The organism is Bradyrhizobium icense (assembly GCF_001693385.1).
GTDB classification, from domain to species: Bacteria; Pseudomonadota; Alphaproteobacteria; order Rhizobiales; family Xanthobacteraceae; genus Bradyrhizobium; species Bradyrhizobium icense.
This window is the reverse complement of record NZ_CP016428.1, coordinates 7,267,163-7,285,232: the sequence shown is the minus strand read 5'-3', so window position 1 is coordinate 7,285,232 and position 18,070 is coordinate 7,267,163. Positions and strand designations below refer to the sequence as shown.

Here is an 18,070-nt window from a genome sequence, read left to right as displayed (position 1 = left end):
GTGGGCACCGGTTTTCCGAAAAGATCATGCTCAAACAAAGAGCTACGCAAGGAGGATCGCATGAGTGACGTCATCGACCGCCCCATGCTCGCCGAGGAAGCCGCCGCGCAAAGCCGGCTGCGCATCATCGATTGCGACGTGCATCCGAGCATTCACGCGCATGCCGATATTGAACAGTTCATGCCGAAGCGCTGGCAGCAGCATCTGCGCACCTACGGCAGTCATCTGCGCACGCCCTATATCGGCACCACGCCGTATCCGCGTTCCTCGCCGCTGATCGCGCGCCGCGACGCGTGGCCGCCGACCGGCGGGCCTCCGGGCTCCGATCTCGATTTCATGCGCAAGCAGCATCTCGATCCGCTCGATATCGAGTACGGCATTCTGCAGGTGCTCGATCTCTTCATCTTCTCGCAGCAGAATCTGGAATTCGGCGCTGCGATCCAGCGCGCCATCAACGACTGGCAGCTCGCGTTCTGGTCCGACCGCGAGCCGCGGCTGAAAGCCTCGATCCTCGCCGGCCAGGACGACACAGAGTTCGCGATCGCCGAAATCGAGCGCTGCGCGAAAATCGGCCGCTACGTGCAGATCAACGTCTGCCCGCGCGCCAACGAGCCGCTCGGCCGCCGCCGTTACTGGCCGATCTATGCCCGCGCGCAGGAGCTCGGCCTGCCGCTCGGCATTCACGTCGGCGGCTATGGCGGCCATGCGCCGACCGGCGGCGGCTGGCCGTCTTATTATGTCGAGGAGCACCAGTCGAACGCGCACACCATGGCCGCGCAGCTCGCCAGCCTCATGCTCGAAGGCGTGCCCGAGCGGTTCCCGAACCTGAGGATCGTCTTCATCGAAGGCGGCTTCGGCTGGATTCCGTCCGCCACCTGGCGCATGGACCGGCACTTTGAGGCGTTCCGCAGCGAAGTGCCGCATCTCAAGCGCCGCCCGTCCGAATATGTGAAGCAGCATTTCTGGTTCACGACGCAGCCGATCGACGAGCCCGATGAGGCAAAGCATCTGCGCTCGCTGATCGAATGGGTCGGCGCCGATCGTCTGCTGTTCTCGTCGGACTACCCGCATTGGGATTTCGACGATCCGCGCTATGCCTTCAAGACCCCGCTCACGGAGACCGAGCGTCGCAAGATTTTCAATGGTAACGCGCGTGCGCTCTACAAGCTCTGAGTAACGACAGGATCACATGACCCGGCACATCGTCGCCCGTACCTCAGACATCCCGCCCGGCGGCAACAAGGTGTTCGGCGTCGAGGGCCGCGATATCGTCGTGTTCCACGTCAACGGCGAGTTCTTCGCGCTGCTCAATCGCTGCCCGCACGAGGGCGCACCGCTGGAAAAGGCCGCCTGCGTTGCGCGCCTGACCTCGCCGGAGCCCGGCGTCTACCAGCGCTCCCGCGTCGGCGAGCTCCTGCGCTGTCCATGGCACGGCTGGGAATTCGACATGCGCAACGGCCAGTCCTGGTTCGATCCGAAACGGGTGAAAGTGCGCTCGTATCCGGTGGCAGTCGAAAGCGGCGAGGAACTGCAAAAGGGGCCTTACGTGGCCGAGACTTTCCCGGTCCACGTCGAGGACAGTTACGTGATCATTGAGACGTGAAGGTCTGTAGGGTGGGCAAAGGCGCACTTGCGCCGAGCCTACCGTCGAACACTTCGCTCTTGATGGTGGGCACGCGGAGCCTGTCATCACTCCGCGAGCGCCCTTGCGCTCGTCGCCGGGCGAGCATTCGCGCGACTCCCACCCTACGACCGAGCTCCTTTCGCGGGAGGTGAATTATGACCCATCACACGTTGTGCCGGCCGCCCGTAAAAGTTCTCGCGTGGTTCGTCGGTTTGCTGTGTCTGTCGGCGGGGGCCGACGTCGCGCATGCCTGCACGTGCGATTCAATCTCGCCTGCCCAGAGTTTTGCACGCACTCAATACGTTTTCATCGGCAGGGTGCTCGAAGTGAAGGACCATACCTGGACCGTTGACGTCGATCGCGTCTGGAAGGGGGCCGACAAGCTGGCTGCTCGCGTCAGGCTGCTGGACGTCTACAAGGACATGGATTGCGAGTTTTACTTCGAGCCGGGCCGTGCCTACCTCTTCTTCGCGATCGTGGCGAAGAGCAGCCGCTATGTGTTCTATCAACCCGAGGTGTGCAACTTGACCAGCGCATTGCGCTCGAAGCGCGTCGCCGGCCCGCACGGCCAAGTCTGGCTTGAAGATTTGATAGTGGAGAATTACGGCCCGGGCGAGCCTCCGAGAGGCGAGGATCCGTGGAAACGCCTGCCCGAATACGACCGCGACTGACCGTTACATTCTCTTCGAGGTCCAATCAGACTTGCCGGTCAGCCCGTCGACCATCGCGCGAACGATCGCCGCGATCTCCTCGCGTAATGCTTCGACTGGCACCGCAATCAGCTTCTGTTCGAGCCCTAGCAGCACCATGCCGTGCACGGCGGAAAAAAGACTGCGCGCCGTCACGCCCAGTTCGTCCTGCGTTCGTTCTGGAAACAGCGTGGCGAGCGGCTGGTAGATGTGACGGAACAGGTCCATCTGTTCACTGACCGCCCATTCCGGAACCGGCTTGCCTGGTGCCATCCGGTGTTCGAACAGCGCGCGCCACAGTTCGAGATTTTCGGCGGCGAAATCGCAATAGGCGACCGCGATGCGCACCAGCGTTTCACGAGGGGAGGGCGGGCCATCGCCTTCGGCAGCCGTGAGCGCGGCGTCGAGCCGCGCCAGCGTGTGCGACCCAACGCGCAGGATCAGTTCGTCCACGTCTTCGACGAGGTTATAGACCGCGCCGTTGGCGATGCTGATGTCCCGCGCCAGATCGCGTGTTTTCAGACCCGCCAGACCCCCTGCGGCAATCCGTCGCTCCGCCGCTTCGATCAACGATTCCCGGAGTTTTGCTCGTCGTTCCAATGCCTTAGACATCATTCTCCAATCTTGAGCGTCGCTCAAAATAATTCTTGAGCAGCGCTCACAGCGCTGGTACAACTCTTTCATGAGCAATGCTCATAACACAGGGAGCTACCGATGTTCAAAACTGTTTTGACGCTTTTCCGGGGCAGCGTGGCTGTCGCGGCGGAAGAACTGGAAGACCGCGCGGCGCTGCTCATTCTCGACCAGCAGATGCGCGATGCGGCGGCCGCCGTCGAACGTTCCAAGCGCTCGCTGGCATTGGCAATTGCAGGCGACCAGCAGGAAGGCCGCCGTCTCGACGCCACCAACGCTCGCATCGCCGATCTTGAAGTTCGCGCCACCGCTGCGCTCGATGGCGGACGGGAAGACCTCGCCCGCGAAGCGGCGCAGGCGATCGCCAATCTCGAGGCCGACCGTGACGCCGCGATGACTGCGCGGACGCTGTTTGCCTCCGAGATCACCCGCATGAAGCGCCAAGTCGCCAACGCCGAGGCGCGGATCACCGAGCTCGATCGCGGCCGCCGCATTGCCCGCGCGTCAGAAGCAGTTCGCGCGCTGCGAAGGGGCGGCGTCGAGGCCGCGCGGCCCTACGAATCCACGCTGCCGGAGGCGGAGAACACGCTGAAGCGCCTGCGCGAACGGCAGATCGAGGCCCAGGCCGCGGCCGACGCACTGATCGAACTCGATGCCGCCAGCGGACCGCTGGCGACGGCCGAAAAGCTCGCCGAACAGGGCTTTGGGCCACGCCTGAAATCAACCGCGGACGACGTGCTCGCGCGGCTGAACGCCAAACGCACGCAAGCTGCCTGAAACTGAACCCGATCGATTAAATCCCATATCAACAGGAGATTATCATGAACCAGAACGTCCAACCCCACAGCGGTGCCTGGGTTACCTTTACCTATGTTTCGTTCGCCGCCTCGGCCTTCATGGTCGCCGTCGGCGTGTTCTTCCTGCCGCTCGATCTCTGGATCAAGGGCTATCTCGCGATGGGCATCGTCATGCTCGTCCAGTCCTGCGTCACCCTGACCAAGACTGTGCGCGACATGCACGAGAGCGGCAAGCTGGTGAACCGCATCGAGGACGCCAAGGCCGAGCGGCTGCTGATGGAAGTTTCCAAGGCTGCCTAGTTTCCAAGGCCGCGTGACCTGTGGCGCGGTGCTGGCGAGGGCGGACGGCGGATGTTTCGGCATCCACCGTTCGCTCGTCCGCCTTCGCCCTCACCAGAAACTGAAAGGGAATGTCCGTGCCTCCTGGGGATCCTCCTGAAAATGATCGAGGCCGTGGGCATTCGACTTCGCTGCGAAGAGCGCTCGTGTTCGTGTTGCTGGGTCCCGGCCTCGGAGTGCTCATTGCCGTTTCGGTGGTGCCCATTGCCATCCGCGGATACGCGGCCGACCTTTACGGCATCCCGATAGCGTTTTTGTTCAGTCTGGTTGTATGTGCGATCACCGGCCCCGTTGATGGAGCTCTGGCTTGGGTTGTGCCTATTTCCTTGAGGGCGCCTTTAACCGCGATCGTCGGGGCGGCCGCTGCCGTCGGCCTCGTCCTTTTCTTGGGAGCCGAACTGGGAGGCATGACGCTGCCGCTGCACACCCTGATTCCGATCGCAGTCATCGGAGCGCTCAATACAGGTGCGTGCTCGCTGCTCACGTACTATTGCCGTCGCAGCCGGACGACCTGACCCGCAACGTCAGACGCTCCCCGTCCTGAATCATTTAATACGGCCGCTAAATGCACCGTTTACCCTACCGCAACCTAAGACTGCATGTCTTATAGGTCGTTAACTGGCGCGGGCGCAGAAATCCCAAGCGGGCGAAGTTGCACAAATAGAATTCGGGCATCGTAACCTGTGGCGTGGTACTGGCGAAGGCAGGCGGCGGATGCTTCGGTATCCGCCGTTTGCATATCATGTTGGGCGTTCGAGGCGTTCAACACATCGTTTACCTTGCCGCAACCGCGAGGTGCCGCAATCATGGCTCCTTAACGGGCGGGGCGCACAAGTCCGGCCGGAATGCAAGCGAATCGCATGGCGTCATTCTGGAGCGACAATTCAGCGACACGTCGCGTTCTGGTGCAGGTCAGGTCAACCGCCGGCCGCCTGCGCGGGTATGCCGCCTTTTGGCTAAAGGCGCTGCGCCAGCCAACCATCGATCTCACCCTGCGCACCCACACCGGGCTGATCACCCGAATCGTCGAAGCCCCCGGCCTGTCGATTTCCGAAGCCGAACTCGACGAGCTGGTCTCGCAACTGCGCGTCGTGGCGGCCAAGACGCTGCCGAAGGAGAGCCTCACCTACGGAATATTCTCCGGCGAGCGCGAACGGCTGTCGCGCGCCATCGTCACGCTGATCTCAGAGGAAGCGACCGGCCGGCCGATTGCCTTCAACGCGCTGTCGGTCATGAAGGTCGAGCTTGACGGCGAGCCGGTGGAGGTCACCCATCTCGGCCTGGTCATGGTCGATCCCGATGAGCGGGGGCAAGGGCTCCCCTGGGTACTGTACGGCCTGACGGCGCTCGTTCTGTTTGCCCGTGACGGCCTGCGTCCAAAATGGATCTCGAACGTCACCCAGGTGCCGTCGGTCGTCGGCATGGTCAGCCAGACCTTTTCGGATGTCTTTCCGTCGCCGCATCCGGGCTCGCGCCAGAGTTTTGCACATCTGCAATTGGCGCGCGGCATCATGTCCCGTCACCGCGCCGTGTTCGGCGTGGGTGAGGAAGCCGGCTTCGACGTGGCCCGGTTTGTCATCACCAATGCCTATACAGGCGGATCGGACGCGCTGAAGAAGACGTTCGAAGCCGCGCCCAAACATCGCGACGAGCAATATAACGCCTGGTGTGCGCGTGAGCTCGATTACGTCAGGGGCGACGACGTCCTGCAGCTCGGCCGCATCGATCTCGCCGGTGCCCGCCGCTACATCCAGCGCGATGTGCCGGCCGGTTCATTGCCGGCGCTGCTCGCGGCTTCCGCCATCCTGGCGCTGCAGCGGCTGATACTGCCGGTGGTTTACTGGCTCGACGATACGCGTCCGTTCGGCAGCTTGCGGCCGTGGCGAGGGAACGGCCGATGACACCAGGTGAAATGACATCTGGCATGATCGCCGATTCCATCGTCAATCTCTGCGGCGCGATCGGGCTTGGCGTCGCCATGATCACGCTGCACCGGCGCGATCCGAAGGGCCCGCTGACGCGGCGTCTTCTGGTCGCGCTTGGCATTATCGCGTCGCTGTTCCTGGTGCGGGGCACAGCGTGGTGGAGCGGCAGCGTGCTGCTGAATAACCTGTCGGCAATTCCGGCCGCGCTGATACCGCTCGGCGCATTGATCGTCACCGAAGGTATTTTGCGGCGTCATGCCCCGCGCCCGGCCAAGATCGCGCTTCTGAGCGGAGGCATCGCGCTCGGTCTCGCCGGCGCTGCTGGATTGGAGACCCTCGCAGCACCTGCCGCCATCCTGCTCGCGCTGTTCCAGCTTGGTGGCTTTGCAATCTGTGCCTGGCTGCTGGCAACCCGCGACCGGGGGATGCTGATGGTATCAGAGAATCGCATCGTCGGCCGTCTCGCCGTCGGCGCCATCCTGGTCATTCCTTTCATCGTCACCGATTTCAGGGTGCTGTTTCCGGATATCCCGGTCCGGCTCGGGGCATTGGGTGCGCTGCTCGTCGTTACCGCGATACTGATTGCGGAACGCGGCGCGGAGACGCAGCGTCAGGCACTGACGATGACGGCATTGCGGCTGTCGAGTTCGGCGCTCCTCGGTATTGCCGCGGCGTTCGTCGCGCCGGATGCCGATGTCGCGCAGGTCGTGCGATTCTGCGCCATTGCCATCGCGGGCGTTCTCACCATCGGGCTGATGGTGGATGCGCTGCGTGCCCACTTCGAAGCGCAAGTGCCCGGCGTTCTCAATTCCGTCGCGGCCTCGCCGGCCAGAACGCGCGACGCGCTGATCGCGGAACTCGCGCGTCATCCGATCTTCGAGAGTGCCCGGCGTTATCGGGAGAGCGATCTCTCGAGCTACGATCCGCAACTGCTGCGCGATTTTCTCTCGACCCGGCGGGTGCTGCGCCAGCCCGATGCGCCGTGGGGCCTGACATCGACCGATCCGGCCGTCGAACGGGTGGTGTCGCTGCTGGCGGCCAACAGCGCGACGCACCTCATCGTGCTATCGCATGATCCGATCGATGTCATCACACTAGCAGTTCCCGTGATTTCGGCCGATCCGGCCACCGAAACCGCGCTGGCCCTGCTGCGGCGCCTGCTGGCGCTGACGCCGGAGACGACGTGACATTCAGTCACGAGATTTTTCACGCCCGTCTTACGAAACGCGTTGTGACTGTGATAAGACCGCCGCCGTAGCGAGTTCATGACGGGGCAGGCCAATGTCGAAGCAAGCGATGCGTGAGGAGGCCGAGCGCCTGATCCGCGAGACGATGGCAAAGAAGACCATCGTCGTGAAGCAAGGACAGACCAGGATCGAGGCGGTCTGCGGCAAGTGCGGCGCGCCGAACCGCGTCCAGGCCGAGAAGGGCGCGACCCGCGTCAAATACGCCTGCAAGCAATGCGGCGACAAGCAGGTAACGCTGTAGGGCTCGGTTTGTAGGGTGGGCAAAGGAGCATAGCGACGTGCCCACCATTTTAATTTAATGCCGCGCTCGCGATGGTGGGCACGCTTCGCTTTGCCCACCCTACGATTCCACCGTCCGGCTACTGCCCCTTCGCAAACCTGGCGAACGCCTCCGCATAATCCGGATGCCAGCGCGACAACGCAGGGCGGTTCTCGACGATATCGCCGATCGCCCACAGCATGCGCCGCTCGTCGAGCTGCCGCGGTACGTCGTTGTCCGGACAGAGGATGTAGAAGTCGCCGGCGTCGACGCGTTCGATCATGAAATCGATCGTTTGCTCCGGGGTCCAGGCGCCGGGTGGCTTCTCGGTGCGGCCGCGCGCGGTCAGGGGCGTGAAGACGTGGCCGGGGATCATCAGATGCGCACTGATCTTGCAGCCCGGCAGGTTCCGCAATTCATGCTGCAGCGCTTCTGTTTGCGCCTTGATGCCGGCCTTGGAGACGTTGTAGGCGGGATTGCCGGGCGGCGTCGTGATGCCCTGCTTGGAGCCGGTGTTGATCACGAGGCCCGCCCGTCCGCGTTCGACCATGTGAGGCACGAAAACTTGCGTGCCGTGAATGACGCCCCACAGGTTCACCGCGAGAATGCGCTGCCAGTTTTCCAGCGGACCAAAACTGTTGCTGTCCGGGCCAATGCCGGCATTGTTCATCAGGATGTCGGTGCCGCCGAACCGCTTTTGCACTGCGGCTTCCAGGCCCGCAACCTCATCGAAGCGGCTGACGTCGACCGATGCCGTCATGATATCGGCCGCGCCGCCCCTGGCGACGGCTACCAGTGTGGCCGCGGCCTCGGCGAGGCGCTCGGCGCCGATATCTGCGATGCACACCTTCATGCCGAAGCCGGCGAAACGCATCGCGGCGGCGAGCCCGATGCCGGAGGCACCCCCGGTAATCACGGCAACATGATTTGGCGACATCGCAGGATGGGGCATCGTCATTCTCCGGACAGATGAGGTAGGTATTCGCAGGTCGACGCCTCAGACTACCATGGACGAACGGGCATGGGAGGTCTTCGCATCGGCTGCTTTCCGCAATCGTTCGGCCGCATTACGATTTCATGCAACCATTATAGATCCGCAAGCATAGCGGCTTAGAATTCCGACCGACTTTCAAGGGAGTGTAAACATGGCTGTCACGCAGGCAATTCCGATCACGCGCCATCCGTATGCGGATGGTTCCTACAAGCGCATGCTGATCGATGGCCAGTGGATCGATGCCGCCTCCGGCAAACGGTTCGAGACCCACAATCCGGCAACCGGCGAGCTATTGGCAAGCGTTGCCGAGGGTGACGTGGAGGATATCAACCGCGCCGTTGCGGCGGCCCGCCGCGCCTTCGAGGGACCGTGGAGCAAGGTCAAGCCCTATGAGCGGCAAGGCCTGTTGCTGAAGCTCGCCGATCTCGTCGAGAAGCATTTCGAGGAGCTGTCGCAGCTCGATACGATGGACATGGGCGCGCCGATCAGCCGTACCCGAGGCAACAGGCTGCGCGTGCTCGGCATGCTCCGCTATTACGCCGGGCAGGCCACCGCGCTGCACGGCGAGACCATCGAGAACTCGCTGCCCGGCGACATCTTCTCCTACACGCTGAAGGAGCCCGTCGGTGTCGTGGGAGCGATCATCCCCTGGAACGGGCCGCTTGCTGCCACGGTCTGGAAGATCGGCCCCGCGATCGCAACCGGCTGCACCGTGGTGTTGAAGCCCGCCGAGGAAGCGCCGCTGACCTCGCTGCGGCTCGCCGAGCTCTGTATGGAAGCCGGCGTTCCGCCTGGCGTCGTCAATGTCGTGCCCGGCTACGGCGAGACCGCCGGCGCGGCGCTCGCTTCGCATCCCGATGTCGACAAGGTCGCCTTCACCGGCTCGCACGTCACGGGACAGTCGATCATCCGCGCCTCCGCCGGCAACCTCAAGCGCGTGTCGCTCGAACTCGGCGGCAAGTCGCCCGACATCGTGTTCGCCGATGCCGATCTCGACGCGGCAGTGCCGGGCGCCGCGATGGCGGTGTTTGCCAATTCCGGGCAGATCTGCAGCGCGGGGACGCGGCTGTTCGTCGAAGAGAAAGTCTATGACGAATTCGTCGGCCGCGTCGCCGAATTCGGCAAGAAGCTGCAGGTCGGCAACGGCCTCGATCCGGGCACGCAGATCGGGCCGTTGGTCTCGCAGCAGCAGATGGACCGCGTCGCTGGTTACCTCGACATCGGCCAGAAGGAAGGCGCCAAGGCGGTGGCCGGCGGCAGCCGACTGACCGAAGGCGCGCTCTCGAAGGGTTTCTTCGTGCAGCCGACGGTGTTCGCCAATGTGCAGGACAATATGCGGATCGCGCAGGAGGAAATCTTCGGCCCGGTGATCTCGGCGATTTCCTTCAAGGATACCGACGAACTGGTCAAGCGCGCCAATGCCACCACCTTCGGATTGGGCAGTGGCGTCTGGACCACCAATGTCAGCAAGGCGCACCAGGTCGCGAAGGCGTTACGCGCCGGCTCGGTCTGGGTGAACTGCTATCAGGCCATGGATCCCGCCGTTCCGTTCGGCGGCTACAAGATGAGCGGCTACGGCCGTGAGTCCGGCAAGCAGCACGTCGAGGAATATCTCAACGTCAAAGCGGTCTGGATCAAGACGGCCTGAGGCACTATCAGATCGACGTATGCGACGGCGGCGGCTTCGGCCGCCGTTGTTGCGTATCAAACCTTTTACGAACAAGCTGACGCGGTTACATATTGGTATCAACACGGGGGTTCTGGAAGACATGAATTATCCATCGTTGTTTTCGCCGCTCGAGGTCGGGCGCTATCAGATCAATCATCGTCTCGCGTTGGCGCCGTTGACGCGGATGCGGGCGGCGAAGCCGAGCCTCGCACCACGGCCGTTGAATGCGGAGTACTATGCGCAGCGTGCGACGCCGGGGGGATTGCTCATCGCCGAAGCCTCGCCCGTGATGGCGACGGGCTTCGGCAGCCCCGGCGTTCCCGGCATCTATACGGAAGCGCAGACCGCAGGCTGGCGCGAGGTGGTCGATGCGGTTCACGCCAAGGGCGGAATCATTTTCCTGCAGCTCTGGCATGTCGGTCGTGTCTCGCATTCCTCCTTCCAGCCGGGCGGCATGTTGCCGGTCGCGCCATCGGCGGTGCCGATCGCCGATCTGAAGACCGGCACGGCAGACGGCAGGGCGGTGCCCTACGAGACGCCGCGCGCGCTCGAGACGTCGGAAATTCCCAGTGTGGTCGACGCCTATCGTCAGGCCGCGAAGAACGCGCTTGCCGCCGGCTTCGACGGTGTCGAGGTGCACGGCGCCAATGGCTATTTGATCGAGCAGTTCCTGCAGTCGCACACCAACCTGCGCACCGATCAGTATGGCGGCTCGATTCCGAACCGTGTGCGCTTCCTGATGGAAGTGACCAGGGCGGTGGTCGAGGTCTGGGGAGCCGACCGCGTCGGCGTGCGGCTGTCGCCCTATGGCGTCGCCAACGGCAGCGGCGAGCCTGACCCGATGCCGCTTTACACGTATGCCGTCGAACAGCTCAATCCGCTTGGCCTCGCCTACCTGCATTTCATCGAACCGCGCTCTTCCGGCGCCGGCCGCGCCGAGGTCAACCACCAGAACGTGCCGTCGGCGATGGTGCTGTTCCGCCCGATCTGGAAGGGCGTGCTGATCACGGCCGGCGGCTTCACCGGCGAGACGGCCGATGCGGCGATCAGGGATGGCCATGCCGACGCGGTCGCGTTCGGCCGCATCTTCATTTCGAATCCGGACTTGCCGCGCAGGCTGCAGCGCGGCTTCCCGCTGACGCCCTATAACCGCGCGACGTTCTACGGCGGCGACGTAGCGGGCTATACGGATTATCCGGAGCACATTGAACTGGAGCAGGCGTGAGCCACAGGCGTCATTGCGAAATCGTAGAGAATGAACCCGTCATTCCGGGGCGATGCGAAGCATCGAACTATGGTGCGCAATTGCGCACCAGAGAATCTCGAGATTCCGGGTCTGGTCCTTCGGACCATCCCGGAATGACGGAGTGTCGTCGCTCCGCTCCTCGCAATGACGGAGTGTGAGAGCAGGACCCTAAAAATGTTTCCTGAAACCGAGCTGGAGCAGAAGAAAACCAAGGCCGTCTCACTCGGCAAACCCGCCGCGGGCCAATGCCTGTGCGGCAAGGTCGCCTTCGAGATCGACGTGCCCGCGCGCTGGGCCTGGCACGATCATTCGCCGTCAAGCCGCCGCGCGCATGGCGCGGCCTACGCAACCTATGTCGGAAGCTGGCGCAAGCGCTTTCGCATTACCAAGGGCAAGGCCAGTCTCACACGGTACGAAGACGAGGCCACCAAGACGGTGCGCAGTTTTTGCTCCAATTGCGGCACCCCTGTCGTCTATGAGCGTCCGCGCTCGCCCCATATGGTCAACATCCCCCGCGCGCTGTTCTCCGGCCGCACCGGCCGCCAGCCGCTCTATCACATCGCGATCGAGGAATTGCAGGAATGGGCCTATACCGGCGAGCCGCTGGTGCCGCTGAAGGGATATCCCGGCGTGGTCTGGCAGCGTTCGAAAAAGAAGAAGCGCGCCAATAGCGAGGGGATGTTCTAGAGCGTGGACCCACTACGCGCAGCCAGCCATAGCCGGATGGATGCGAGCTGGACGAAGGCGATAAGGGGCTTGAATCACGGCAAGACAGTCCGGCTCAATGTGGCCCGCCAAGGAGCGGGTCGGACGCCATGCACCCGAAAGCGGACCTACTATGCTCACGCTGAGCTTTGTCGTTCTTGACCCAACGCGGACTTGCCAAATTGATCTTATTGCCGAGTGATGAGCGCGAGAGCGAACCCAAGCAGTGTCAGAATAATAGTGAGAGGACAATTGCAGGAGCTTCGTTCTAATCGGAATGGGCGTGTCGAAATTATCGAGGTCGAACTTAAGTCGGATCTCCGAGAAGTGCAGCCCGAAGTCGAATTGGAATTTTTCGGAAGCGTAAGCCAGCAAGTCGTTCGTCAAGAGATAGAACTCGATCAGAATGATCGTGGAAAAGATGTACAGCTCGGTCGCGGAACTCATTTTTCGCAACGTGTCCGCTCAACTGCATCCCAAAGACGCCAGCTCGCCGTCGACAAGGCGGTGGGTAGGAATTGGGTGTGGCGTAGTCTCCGAGGAGACAGAGGTTCGCGCTCGCGCGCGCGATTTCATCGATGAGCTGATCCGCGACGAGTTGACGCGGTGCTGGCACGTCTGCGTTGCGGGCGAGGTCGGAAGGCTGGCGATGAAGGAGCCACAGGGGTTGCGGGTCACCGCCACGGCAGGCGGACGCGGTCGCTGACGGGATTTTCGGGCCGGTCGAAACCGAGGTGCCACGCGCGCGGCTGAGCACTCCCGAGGGCAAGACGACGGAATGGAAGAGCCAGGCGCTGCGCGCGAGCGTCGCACGCTGACAGGCGGTCCGCGGCCTTTGTTTCACGACGCGGGCATGGCAGACTTGCCGCCTGGCAGCGCCCCCGACAGCGGCGCCCAACCAACGACAAGACGCTCAACCAAGGCGTCGGTCTACCTCGATAACCTGAGTTGGAGAGGGAGGATCAAGGATGAGTTTCTCGATCGGAAAGATTGCTCTCGCGGGAGGCGTCGCGCTGGGCGCGCTGGCGCTGGCGTTCGGCACGCAATGGAGTGCGCAGGCGCAGCAGAAGAAAGATCTGCCGCGCACGGTCGTTTGGACCGCCTACGACGTCGGCTCCGGCGGTTACTCTTCCGCGGCCTCGATCGGCCACGTGATGGCGCAGAAGGAAGGGATCACCATGCGTGTGATTCCAGGTGGCAACGACATCGCGCGCCAGTCGCCGCTCGCCGCCAGGCGCGCGCATTTCGGCGCGCTCGGCATCGCGAGCTTCCTGTCGCAGGAAGGCGTGATGGAGTTCGGCGCACCCGAATGGGGGCCGCAACCCATGCGCATCCTCAACATGGCGTGGGCGGACTTCAATACGGGCGTGGCGTCCTGCGCGGCCGATTCCGGCGTCAAGATGGTTTCCGACATGAAGGGCAAGCGCATTGCCTGGGTGGTGGGTGCGCCGGCCTTGAACCTCAACATGACCGGCTGGCTCGCCGGCGGCGGCCTCACCTGGGATGACGTGCAGAAGATCGAGTTCCCGAGCTGGGGCGCATCCACCCGCGCGGTGCGCGAGGGGCAGGCCGACTGCTGGATCGCCAGCACCAATTCCGGCGGCGTCTATGAGCTGGCGAATTCTCCGCGCGGCTATCAGCCGGCGCACATGCCGAAGCCGCAGGAGGATCCTGAAGCCTGGAAGCGCCTGCGACGGGTGACGCCCTACTACGAATACAACGAGGCGACCATCGGCGCGAAGCCGGTCTCCAAGCAGACCCCGCATGTCGGCGCGACCTACGGCTACCCGATCGTCTCAGCCTATGCCGATCAGGACGAAGAGCTCGTCTATCAGCAGACGCGGATGATCGTCGAGCTCAACAAGGACTACAAGGATGCCTTCCCCGGCAATGATGGTTATGCGATGGAGCGGCAGCGCCTTCAGTGGGTGATCCCGTATCACCCCGGTGCGGTGCGCTACTACAAGGAGCGCGGCGTCTGGAAGGAGGAAGAGGACAAGCACAATGCGCGGCTGATCGAGCGGCAGAAGGTGCTGGCGGAGGCCTGGGAAAAGGCGCTCGCGGAACGCGACGAGAAGGAGGTCGCGGTCAAGGACTTCGCCACGCTGTGGATGAAGCATCGCGCCGAGGCGCTGAAGAAGGGGAACTTCGAGCCCTATTGGGTCGAGAAGTTCTGGTAAGGCGTCAGCCGCGCCGCGCACAATCGCGGACCGCAGACCCTGGTGTCCCGGTTCTAACGTTCGCGTCACTTTGCTGCACTCTCGTTTGCGAACGTTAGAACCTGAAGGGACCTAGCAGCTTTATGAAGCTAGCCCATCAAGGGAGGCCCCCCGGCTCTGCCGGGCGGTAATTACCTCGCGCGGACGGATAGTGCGACATTCCCGGGGCAAGGCGCTGACACATACGCCTTGGGTCGCGAAACGGACATGGGCCGAAGGCCCAAAAGGAACCGACAGATGGCGATAGCCGACGACGTCGCTGCAAAAGTCGTGGTGCGCCACCGACAGCTTGAGCCGTTCTGGCAAGCGGTTTTTGTCGCGATGACGCTTGTCGGCGTCTTCATCGCGGTCAACCAGATCTTCAACCTGCGCTTCTTCGTCGGCATCACGCTTCTCGAGAACCGCTACCTCTACGTGCTTCTCGGCGTGTTTCTCTCGATGGCGTTCGTGATCTTTCCCGCGCATGCGGGCGCGGCGCGCGGTGTGCCCTGGTACGACGCGGTGCTGTTCCTCGCCGCCCTCGTGAGCACCTTCTTCTTCGCCTACAATGCCGAGAACATCGTCATGCAGGCGTGGGAGTTCAACGCGCCGGAATACGCTGTCTATTTCGGCATCGTGTTGTGGCTGCTGCTGATCGAGGCGGCGCGCCGCACCGGCGGGTGGATGTTCATGGCGATCATCGTCGCCTTTTCGCTCTATCCAGTGGTCGCCGGCCACCTTCCCGATCCGATTTCCGGCTACGACCTCGCCTTCACCGATACCATCCGCTACCACACAATGGGCGTCGAAGCCGTTCTCGGCATTCCGATGCGGGTGTTCGGCACGCTGTTCGTCGGATTCCTGATCTTCGGCGTTGCGCTGCAGGTGACCGGCGGCGGCCATTTCTTCACCAATCTCGCGCTCGCCATGCTCGGCCGGTTCCGCGGCGGGGCGGCGAAGGTCGCGATCTTCGCGAGTGCGCTGTTCGGCTCGATGAGCGGCAGCGCGATCAGCAACGTGCTCTCCACCGGCCAGGTCACCATCCCGACGATGATCCGTACTGGCTTCAAGCCGGAAAGCGCGGCGGCGATCGAGGCCAATGCGTCGAGCGGCGGCACGGTGATGCCGCCGGTGATGGCGGCGACCGCCTTCGTGATGGCCTCGATCCTCGGCGTGCCTTACGTCGATGTGGCGATCGCCGCCACCATCCCGATCCTGCTCTATTTCATCAGCCTGTTCCTGCAGCTCGACGGCTATGCCGCCAAGAACGACGTCAAGGGCGTGCCGGTGGACGAACTGCCGCGCATGGGCCGCACGCTACGTGAGGGCTGGTTCTACCTGATCGCTTTCGGCCTCCTGATCTACTTCCTCATCGTCGCACGCATGGAGGTGGTGGCCCCGTTCTACGCCACAGCCCTGCTTCTGGCGCTGGCCATGATACGGAAGGAAACGCGATGGACCTGGTCGCGCATCGTCGAGCTCATCATGTCGACCGGCAAGCTGCTCGCCGAGATCGTCGCCATCCTCGCCGCCGTCGGATTCCTCATCGGCTCGCTCTCGGTGACCGGGCTCGCCGGCACGCTGTCGAGCGATCTCGTGCGTGCGGCCGGCGACAGCGTGCTGATGCTACTGGTGATGGGCGCCATCGCATGCTTCATCCTCGGCATGGGGATGACGATCACGGCCGCCTACATCTTCCTCGCCATCACGATGGCGCCGGCGCTGATCAGGCAGGGGCTCGACCCGATGGCCGTGCACCTGTTCATCCTCTACTGGGCGAGCCTCTCCAATGTGACGCCGCCCGTCGGCCTCGCCGTGATCGCGGCCTCCGGCATTGCTGGGGCGCGCCTGATGAGCGCCATGATGGAGTCGGTGCGCTTCGCGACCGTGAAGTACGCGCTGCCGTTCTTCTTCGTCTACGCGCCGGTGCTGGTGCTGCAGCAGTTCGACGCCTTCACTTTCGTCAAGGTGCTGATCTCGGCGCTGATCGGCGTGTCTGTGCTCGCCTATGCGTTGCAGGGCTACCTGCCGTTTGCCGGCGCCGTGCGCAACACGCCGCTCGGCCTCGCGGTGCGGGTAGCGCTGGTGGTCGGCGCGATGCTGCTGGTGTTCCCGGAGATCATCACCACCGTCATCGGCCTCGGCATGGTGTTCGTGGTCTACGGCCTGTTGCTGCTCGACAGCCGCTCCGGCTGGCGGGTGATGCTGCCGGCCGAGCGCGCTTCGCACGCGACGGCGTAGCGATCCTCTCCCGCCTTCGCGCATAGGCACTAAAATAGTCTTGCGGGTTGAAATCGTGATTCATGGATTGTTCCAGGGCACTCGATTATGGTGCGCGAGGGTCGCGTTCTCTTGATCTTGCATGGTCTTACTCCTCGGTTCGAGAGGGCGAGAAGCATGGGCCAGGGCGTTGGAATCAGGTCAGCTTTCGGGCCACTGTAGCCTTCGTTTCCGGCTCGGCGACGGGCGGCCGGTGGCGAATGACCCCAGGAAGACTCTCGGCGGCAACGCCTTCTCGCATCGTTCAGAGCGGCTTGTGCTCCACGGCAATCATTGGCGGTCGACATTTCGCGGATGGCGCCTCGTCGAGTGCGCCATCCGGACCTCGAATCGGTCTCTTACGAAGAAGGAGCCTTAAGCCTTCAGGTCCGTGATCCGCATGATCGCGACCACGTTCCCGTCATTGTACGCCTGCTCTTTTGTGTCCTTGTTGCAGGTCCAGACAAAGTTCTTCTTGGCCGTAAAGGTCTTTTCGTCCTGCTCGAGCCGAAGCTCCCCTTCGGTGATATGGCAGATCATGGCATTCATCATCGGGGGGCCGGCTGTCTTCGATGCCGGCTGCATAATGACATCGCGCATCGAGACGGTCTTAAAACCGGGGATGATGGATGGTGTCTCGCCATCATAAGCGCGCACCACGACACCTGGCCACGGCGTCGTGTCCTTGTAGCCCGTAGTTTGAGCGGCGGCTGGCTTCAACATGGCGGCCGAAGCCGCAGCCAACCCGATTCCCAATGCTGACCTTCGATCGATCTTGTTCATCGCTTTTCTCCTGAGGTCGCGCAACGAGCCGCCGCAGAAGCGGCGCGCGCATTTCGTGGAATGTGAATGGTGGTGCGAACCGAAAAAAGCGTCGGTCTGTTAAGAGAGCGTGCCTGCCGATGGCATCGGTGGTGCTTGTTCGCCCCGGACGGCGATTTCGGCTGTCCCGTTTCAGGGGGCAAGAAGATTATACACGACCGGACGCGCCCTGAGAAACAGCATCAAGAATGCACCATGTCTCAAATTGGTTAGAGCCTGAAGGCTGAAGACCGGCTCTTACGTCGGCAACCTCACAACTGAGATAGTAAGTCAGCGTGGCTGACCGGCGCCCGCGGCTCGGTCGGCGGTAAGTGCGCCGCCACGACCCGATTGGCGTGTCGTCCGGTGTCCGGAGTTGTGCCTTTCTGCGACATCGGGCTATGTCCGCTATTTCGCCGCTGTTGAGGGTTGAGCGGACATGTCAGTCGCTTAATGAGTACTCGGCCTAAGCGGGATGAGGCCGTGACGACGGTCCATCTTGTGCCTCGGACGCAGGCGGCCTGAGTGCGGCGAGCCGGGTCCCACGCTACTTTGCATGGGGTTGTTTTCGCGATTTTGTGTCCGGGTCCCGCAGTGTACCGCTGCTGCGCTGGACGTGTCCGGGACACGGAAAATACCTGTGCAGAGCAGCCATAACCCGCCCTCCATTGCTTACACGCGCCAA

17 protein-coding genes and 1 pseudogene are annotated in these 18,070 nt (G+C 63.1%); 15 read left to right on the top strand and 3 right to left on the bottom strand.

Annotated elements, in window-relative coordinates; all coding sequences use genetic code 11:
- Window positions 1-60 precede the first annotated feature (60 nt).
- The 3 genes from LMTR13_RS33815 (at window position 61) to LMTR13_RS33805 (ending at window position 2,295) form a co-directional block, all read left to right on the top strand.
- On the top strand, window positions 61-1,173 hold the full coding sequence (locus tag LMTR13_RS33815) for an amidohydrolase family protein (RefSeq protein WP_065731528.1): 1,113 nt from the start codon (window positions 61-63) through the stop codon (window positions 1,171-1,173).
- Window positions 1,174-1,189: 16 nt separating this feature from the next.
- Window positions 1,190-1,603, top strand: coding sequence for a Rieske (2Fe-2S) protein (locus LMTR13_RS33810; RefSeq protein ID WP_065731527.1), 414 nt, complete (start codon window positions 1,190-1,192; stop codon window positions 1,601-1,603).
- A gap of 176 nt (window positions 1,604-1,779) precedes the next feature.
- On the top strand, window positions 1,780-2,295 hold the full coding sequence (locus LMTR13_RS33805; protein ID WP_156795894.1) for a hypothetical protein: 516 nt from the start codon (window positions 1,780-1,782) through the stop codon (window positions 2,293-2,295).
- 3 nt (window positions 2,296-2,298) lie between these two features.
- On the opposite strand, the gene LMTR13_RS33800 is transcribed toward LMTR13_RS33805, so the two are convergent.
- Complete coding sequence (locus LMTR13_RS33800) at window positions 2,299-2,925, bottom strand: TetR/AcrR family transcriptional regulator (RefSeq protein WP_065733191.1); 627 nt, start codon at window positions 2,923-2,925, stop codon at window positions 2,299-2,301.
- 102 nt (window positions 2,926-3,027) lie between these two features.
- Between LMTR13_RS33800 and LMTR13_RS33795 the strand changes: the two genes are divergently transcribed.
- The 6 genes from LMTR13_RS33795 (at window position 3,028) to LMTR13_RS33770 (ending at window position 7,495) form a co-directional block, all read left to right on the top strand.
- Complete coding sequence (locus tag LMTR13_RS33795; RefSeq protein WP_065731525.1) at window positions 3,028-3,723, top strand: PspA/IM30 family protein; 696 nt, start codon at window positions 3,028-3,030, stop codon at window positions 3,721-3,723.
- 44 nt (window positions 3,724-3,767) lie between these two features.
- On the top strand, window positions 3,768-4,043 hold the full coding sequence (locus tag LMTR13_RS33790) for a YiaA/YiaB family inner membrane protein (RefSeq protein ID WP_057841492.1): 276 nt from the start codon (window positions 3,768-3,770) through the stop codon (window positions 4,041-4,043).
- A gap of 185 nt (window positions 4,044-4,228) precedes the next feature.
- A complete protein-coding gene (locus LMTR13_RS33785) occupies window positions 4,229-4,597 on the top strand; it encodes a hypothetical protein (protein WP_065731524.1) in 369 nt (122 codons plus the stop codon).
- 345 nt (window positions 4,598-4,942) lie between these two features.
- Window positions 4,943-5,983, top strand: coding sequence for a hypothetical protein (locus LMTR13_RS33780; protein WP_418219733.1), 1,041 nt, complete (start codon window positions 4,943-4,945; stop codon window positions 5,981-5,983).
- A gap of 11 nt (window positions 5,984-5,994) precedes the next feature.
- Window positions 5,995-7,194 carry a hypothetical protein gene (locus tag LMTR13_RS33775; RefSeq protein ID WP_065731523.1) on the top strand — a complete coding sequence of 400 codons (1,200 nt, stop codon included), beginning with the start codon at window positions 5,995-5,997 and terminating at the stop codon, window positions 7,192-7,194.
- Window positions 7,195-7,288: 94 nt separating this feature from the next.
- On the top strand, window positions 7,289-7,495 hold the full coding sequence (locus LMTR13_RS33770; RefSeq protein ID WP_065731522.1) for a hypothetical protein: 207 nt from the start codon (window positions 7,289-7,291) through the stop codon (window positions 7,493-7,495).
- Between the two features lie 118 nt (window positions 7,496-7,613).
- Here LMTR13_RS33770 and LMTR13_RS33765 read toward each other — a convergent pair whose 3' ends face one another.
- Window positions 7,614-8,465, bottom strand: a complete 852-nt coding sequence (locus tag LMTR13_RS33765) for an SDR family NAD(P)-dependent oxidoreductase (protein ID WP_065733189.1) — start codon at window positions 8,463-8,465, stop codon at window positions 7,614-7,616.
- Between the two features lie 193 nt (window positions 8,466-8,658).
- On the opposite strand from LMTR13_RS33765, the gene LMTR13_RS33760 reads away from it, so the two are divergent.
- The 6 genes and pseudogenes from LMTR13_RS33760 (at window position 8,659) to LMTR13_RS33735 (ending at window position 16,566) form a co-directional block, all read left to right on the top strand.
- Window positions 8,659-10,155, top strand: coding sequence for an aldehyde dehydrogenase family protein (locus LMTR13_RS33760; protein ID WP_065731521.1), 1,497 nt, complete (start codon window positions 8,659-8,661; stop codon window positions 10,153-10,155).
- A 121-nt stretch (window positions 10,156-10,276) separates the two neighbouring features.
- On the top strand, window positions 10,277-11,401 hold the full coding sequence (locus tag LMTR13_RS33755; protein WP_065733188.1) for an alkene reductase: 1,125 nt from the start codon (window positions 10,277-10,279) through the stop codon (window positions 11,399-11,401).
- Window positions 11,402-11,596: 195 nt separating this feature from the next.
- Window positions 11,597-12,109 carry a GFA family protein gene (locus LMTR13_RS33750; RefSeq protein ID WP_065731520.1) on the top strand — a complete coding sequence of 171 codons (513 nt, stop codon included), beginning with the start codon at window positions 11,597-11,599 and terminating at the stop codon, window positions 12,107-12,109.
- 439 nt (window positions 12,110-12,548) lie between these two features.
- Window positions 12,549-12,930 (top strand): annotated as a pseudogene (locus LMTR13_RS43050) (hypothetical protein); the annotation flags it as partial.
- A 165-nt stretch (window positions 12,931-13,095) separates the two neighbouring features.
- Window positions 13,096-14,307 carry a TAXI family TRAP transporter solute-binding subunit gene (locus LMTR13_RS33740; RefSeq protein WP_065731518.1) on the top strand — a complete coding sequence of 404 codons (1,212 nt, stop codon included), beginning with the start codon at window positions 13,096-13,098 and terminating at the stop codon, window positions 14,305-14,307.
- Window positions 14,308-14,583: 276 nt separating this feature from the next.
- Window positions 14,584-16,566 carry a TRAP transporter permease gene (locus LMTR13_RS33735; RefSeq protein WP_065731517.1) on the top strand — a complete coding sequence of 661 codons (1,983 nt, stop codon included), beginning with the start codon at window positions 14,584-14,586 and terminating at the stop codon, window positions 16,564-16,566.
- 393 nt (window positions 16,567-16,959) lie between these two features.
- Here LMTR13_RS33735 and LMTR13_RS33730 read toward each other — a convergent pair whose 3' ends face one another.
- Window positions 16,960-17,367 (bottom strand): hypothetical protein, encoded by a 408-nt coding sequence (locus LMTR13_RS33730; RefSeq protein ID WP_065733187.1) that lies wholly within the window; start codon window positions 17,365-17,367, stop codon window positions 16,960-16,962.
- Between the last annotated feature and the right edge of the window lie 703 nt (window positions 17,368-18,070).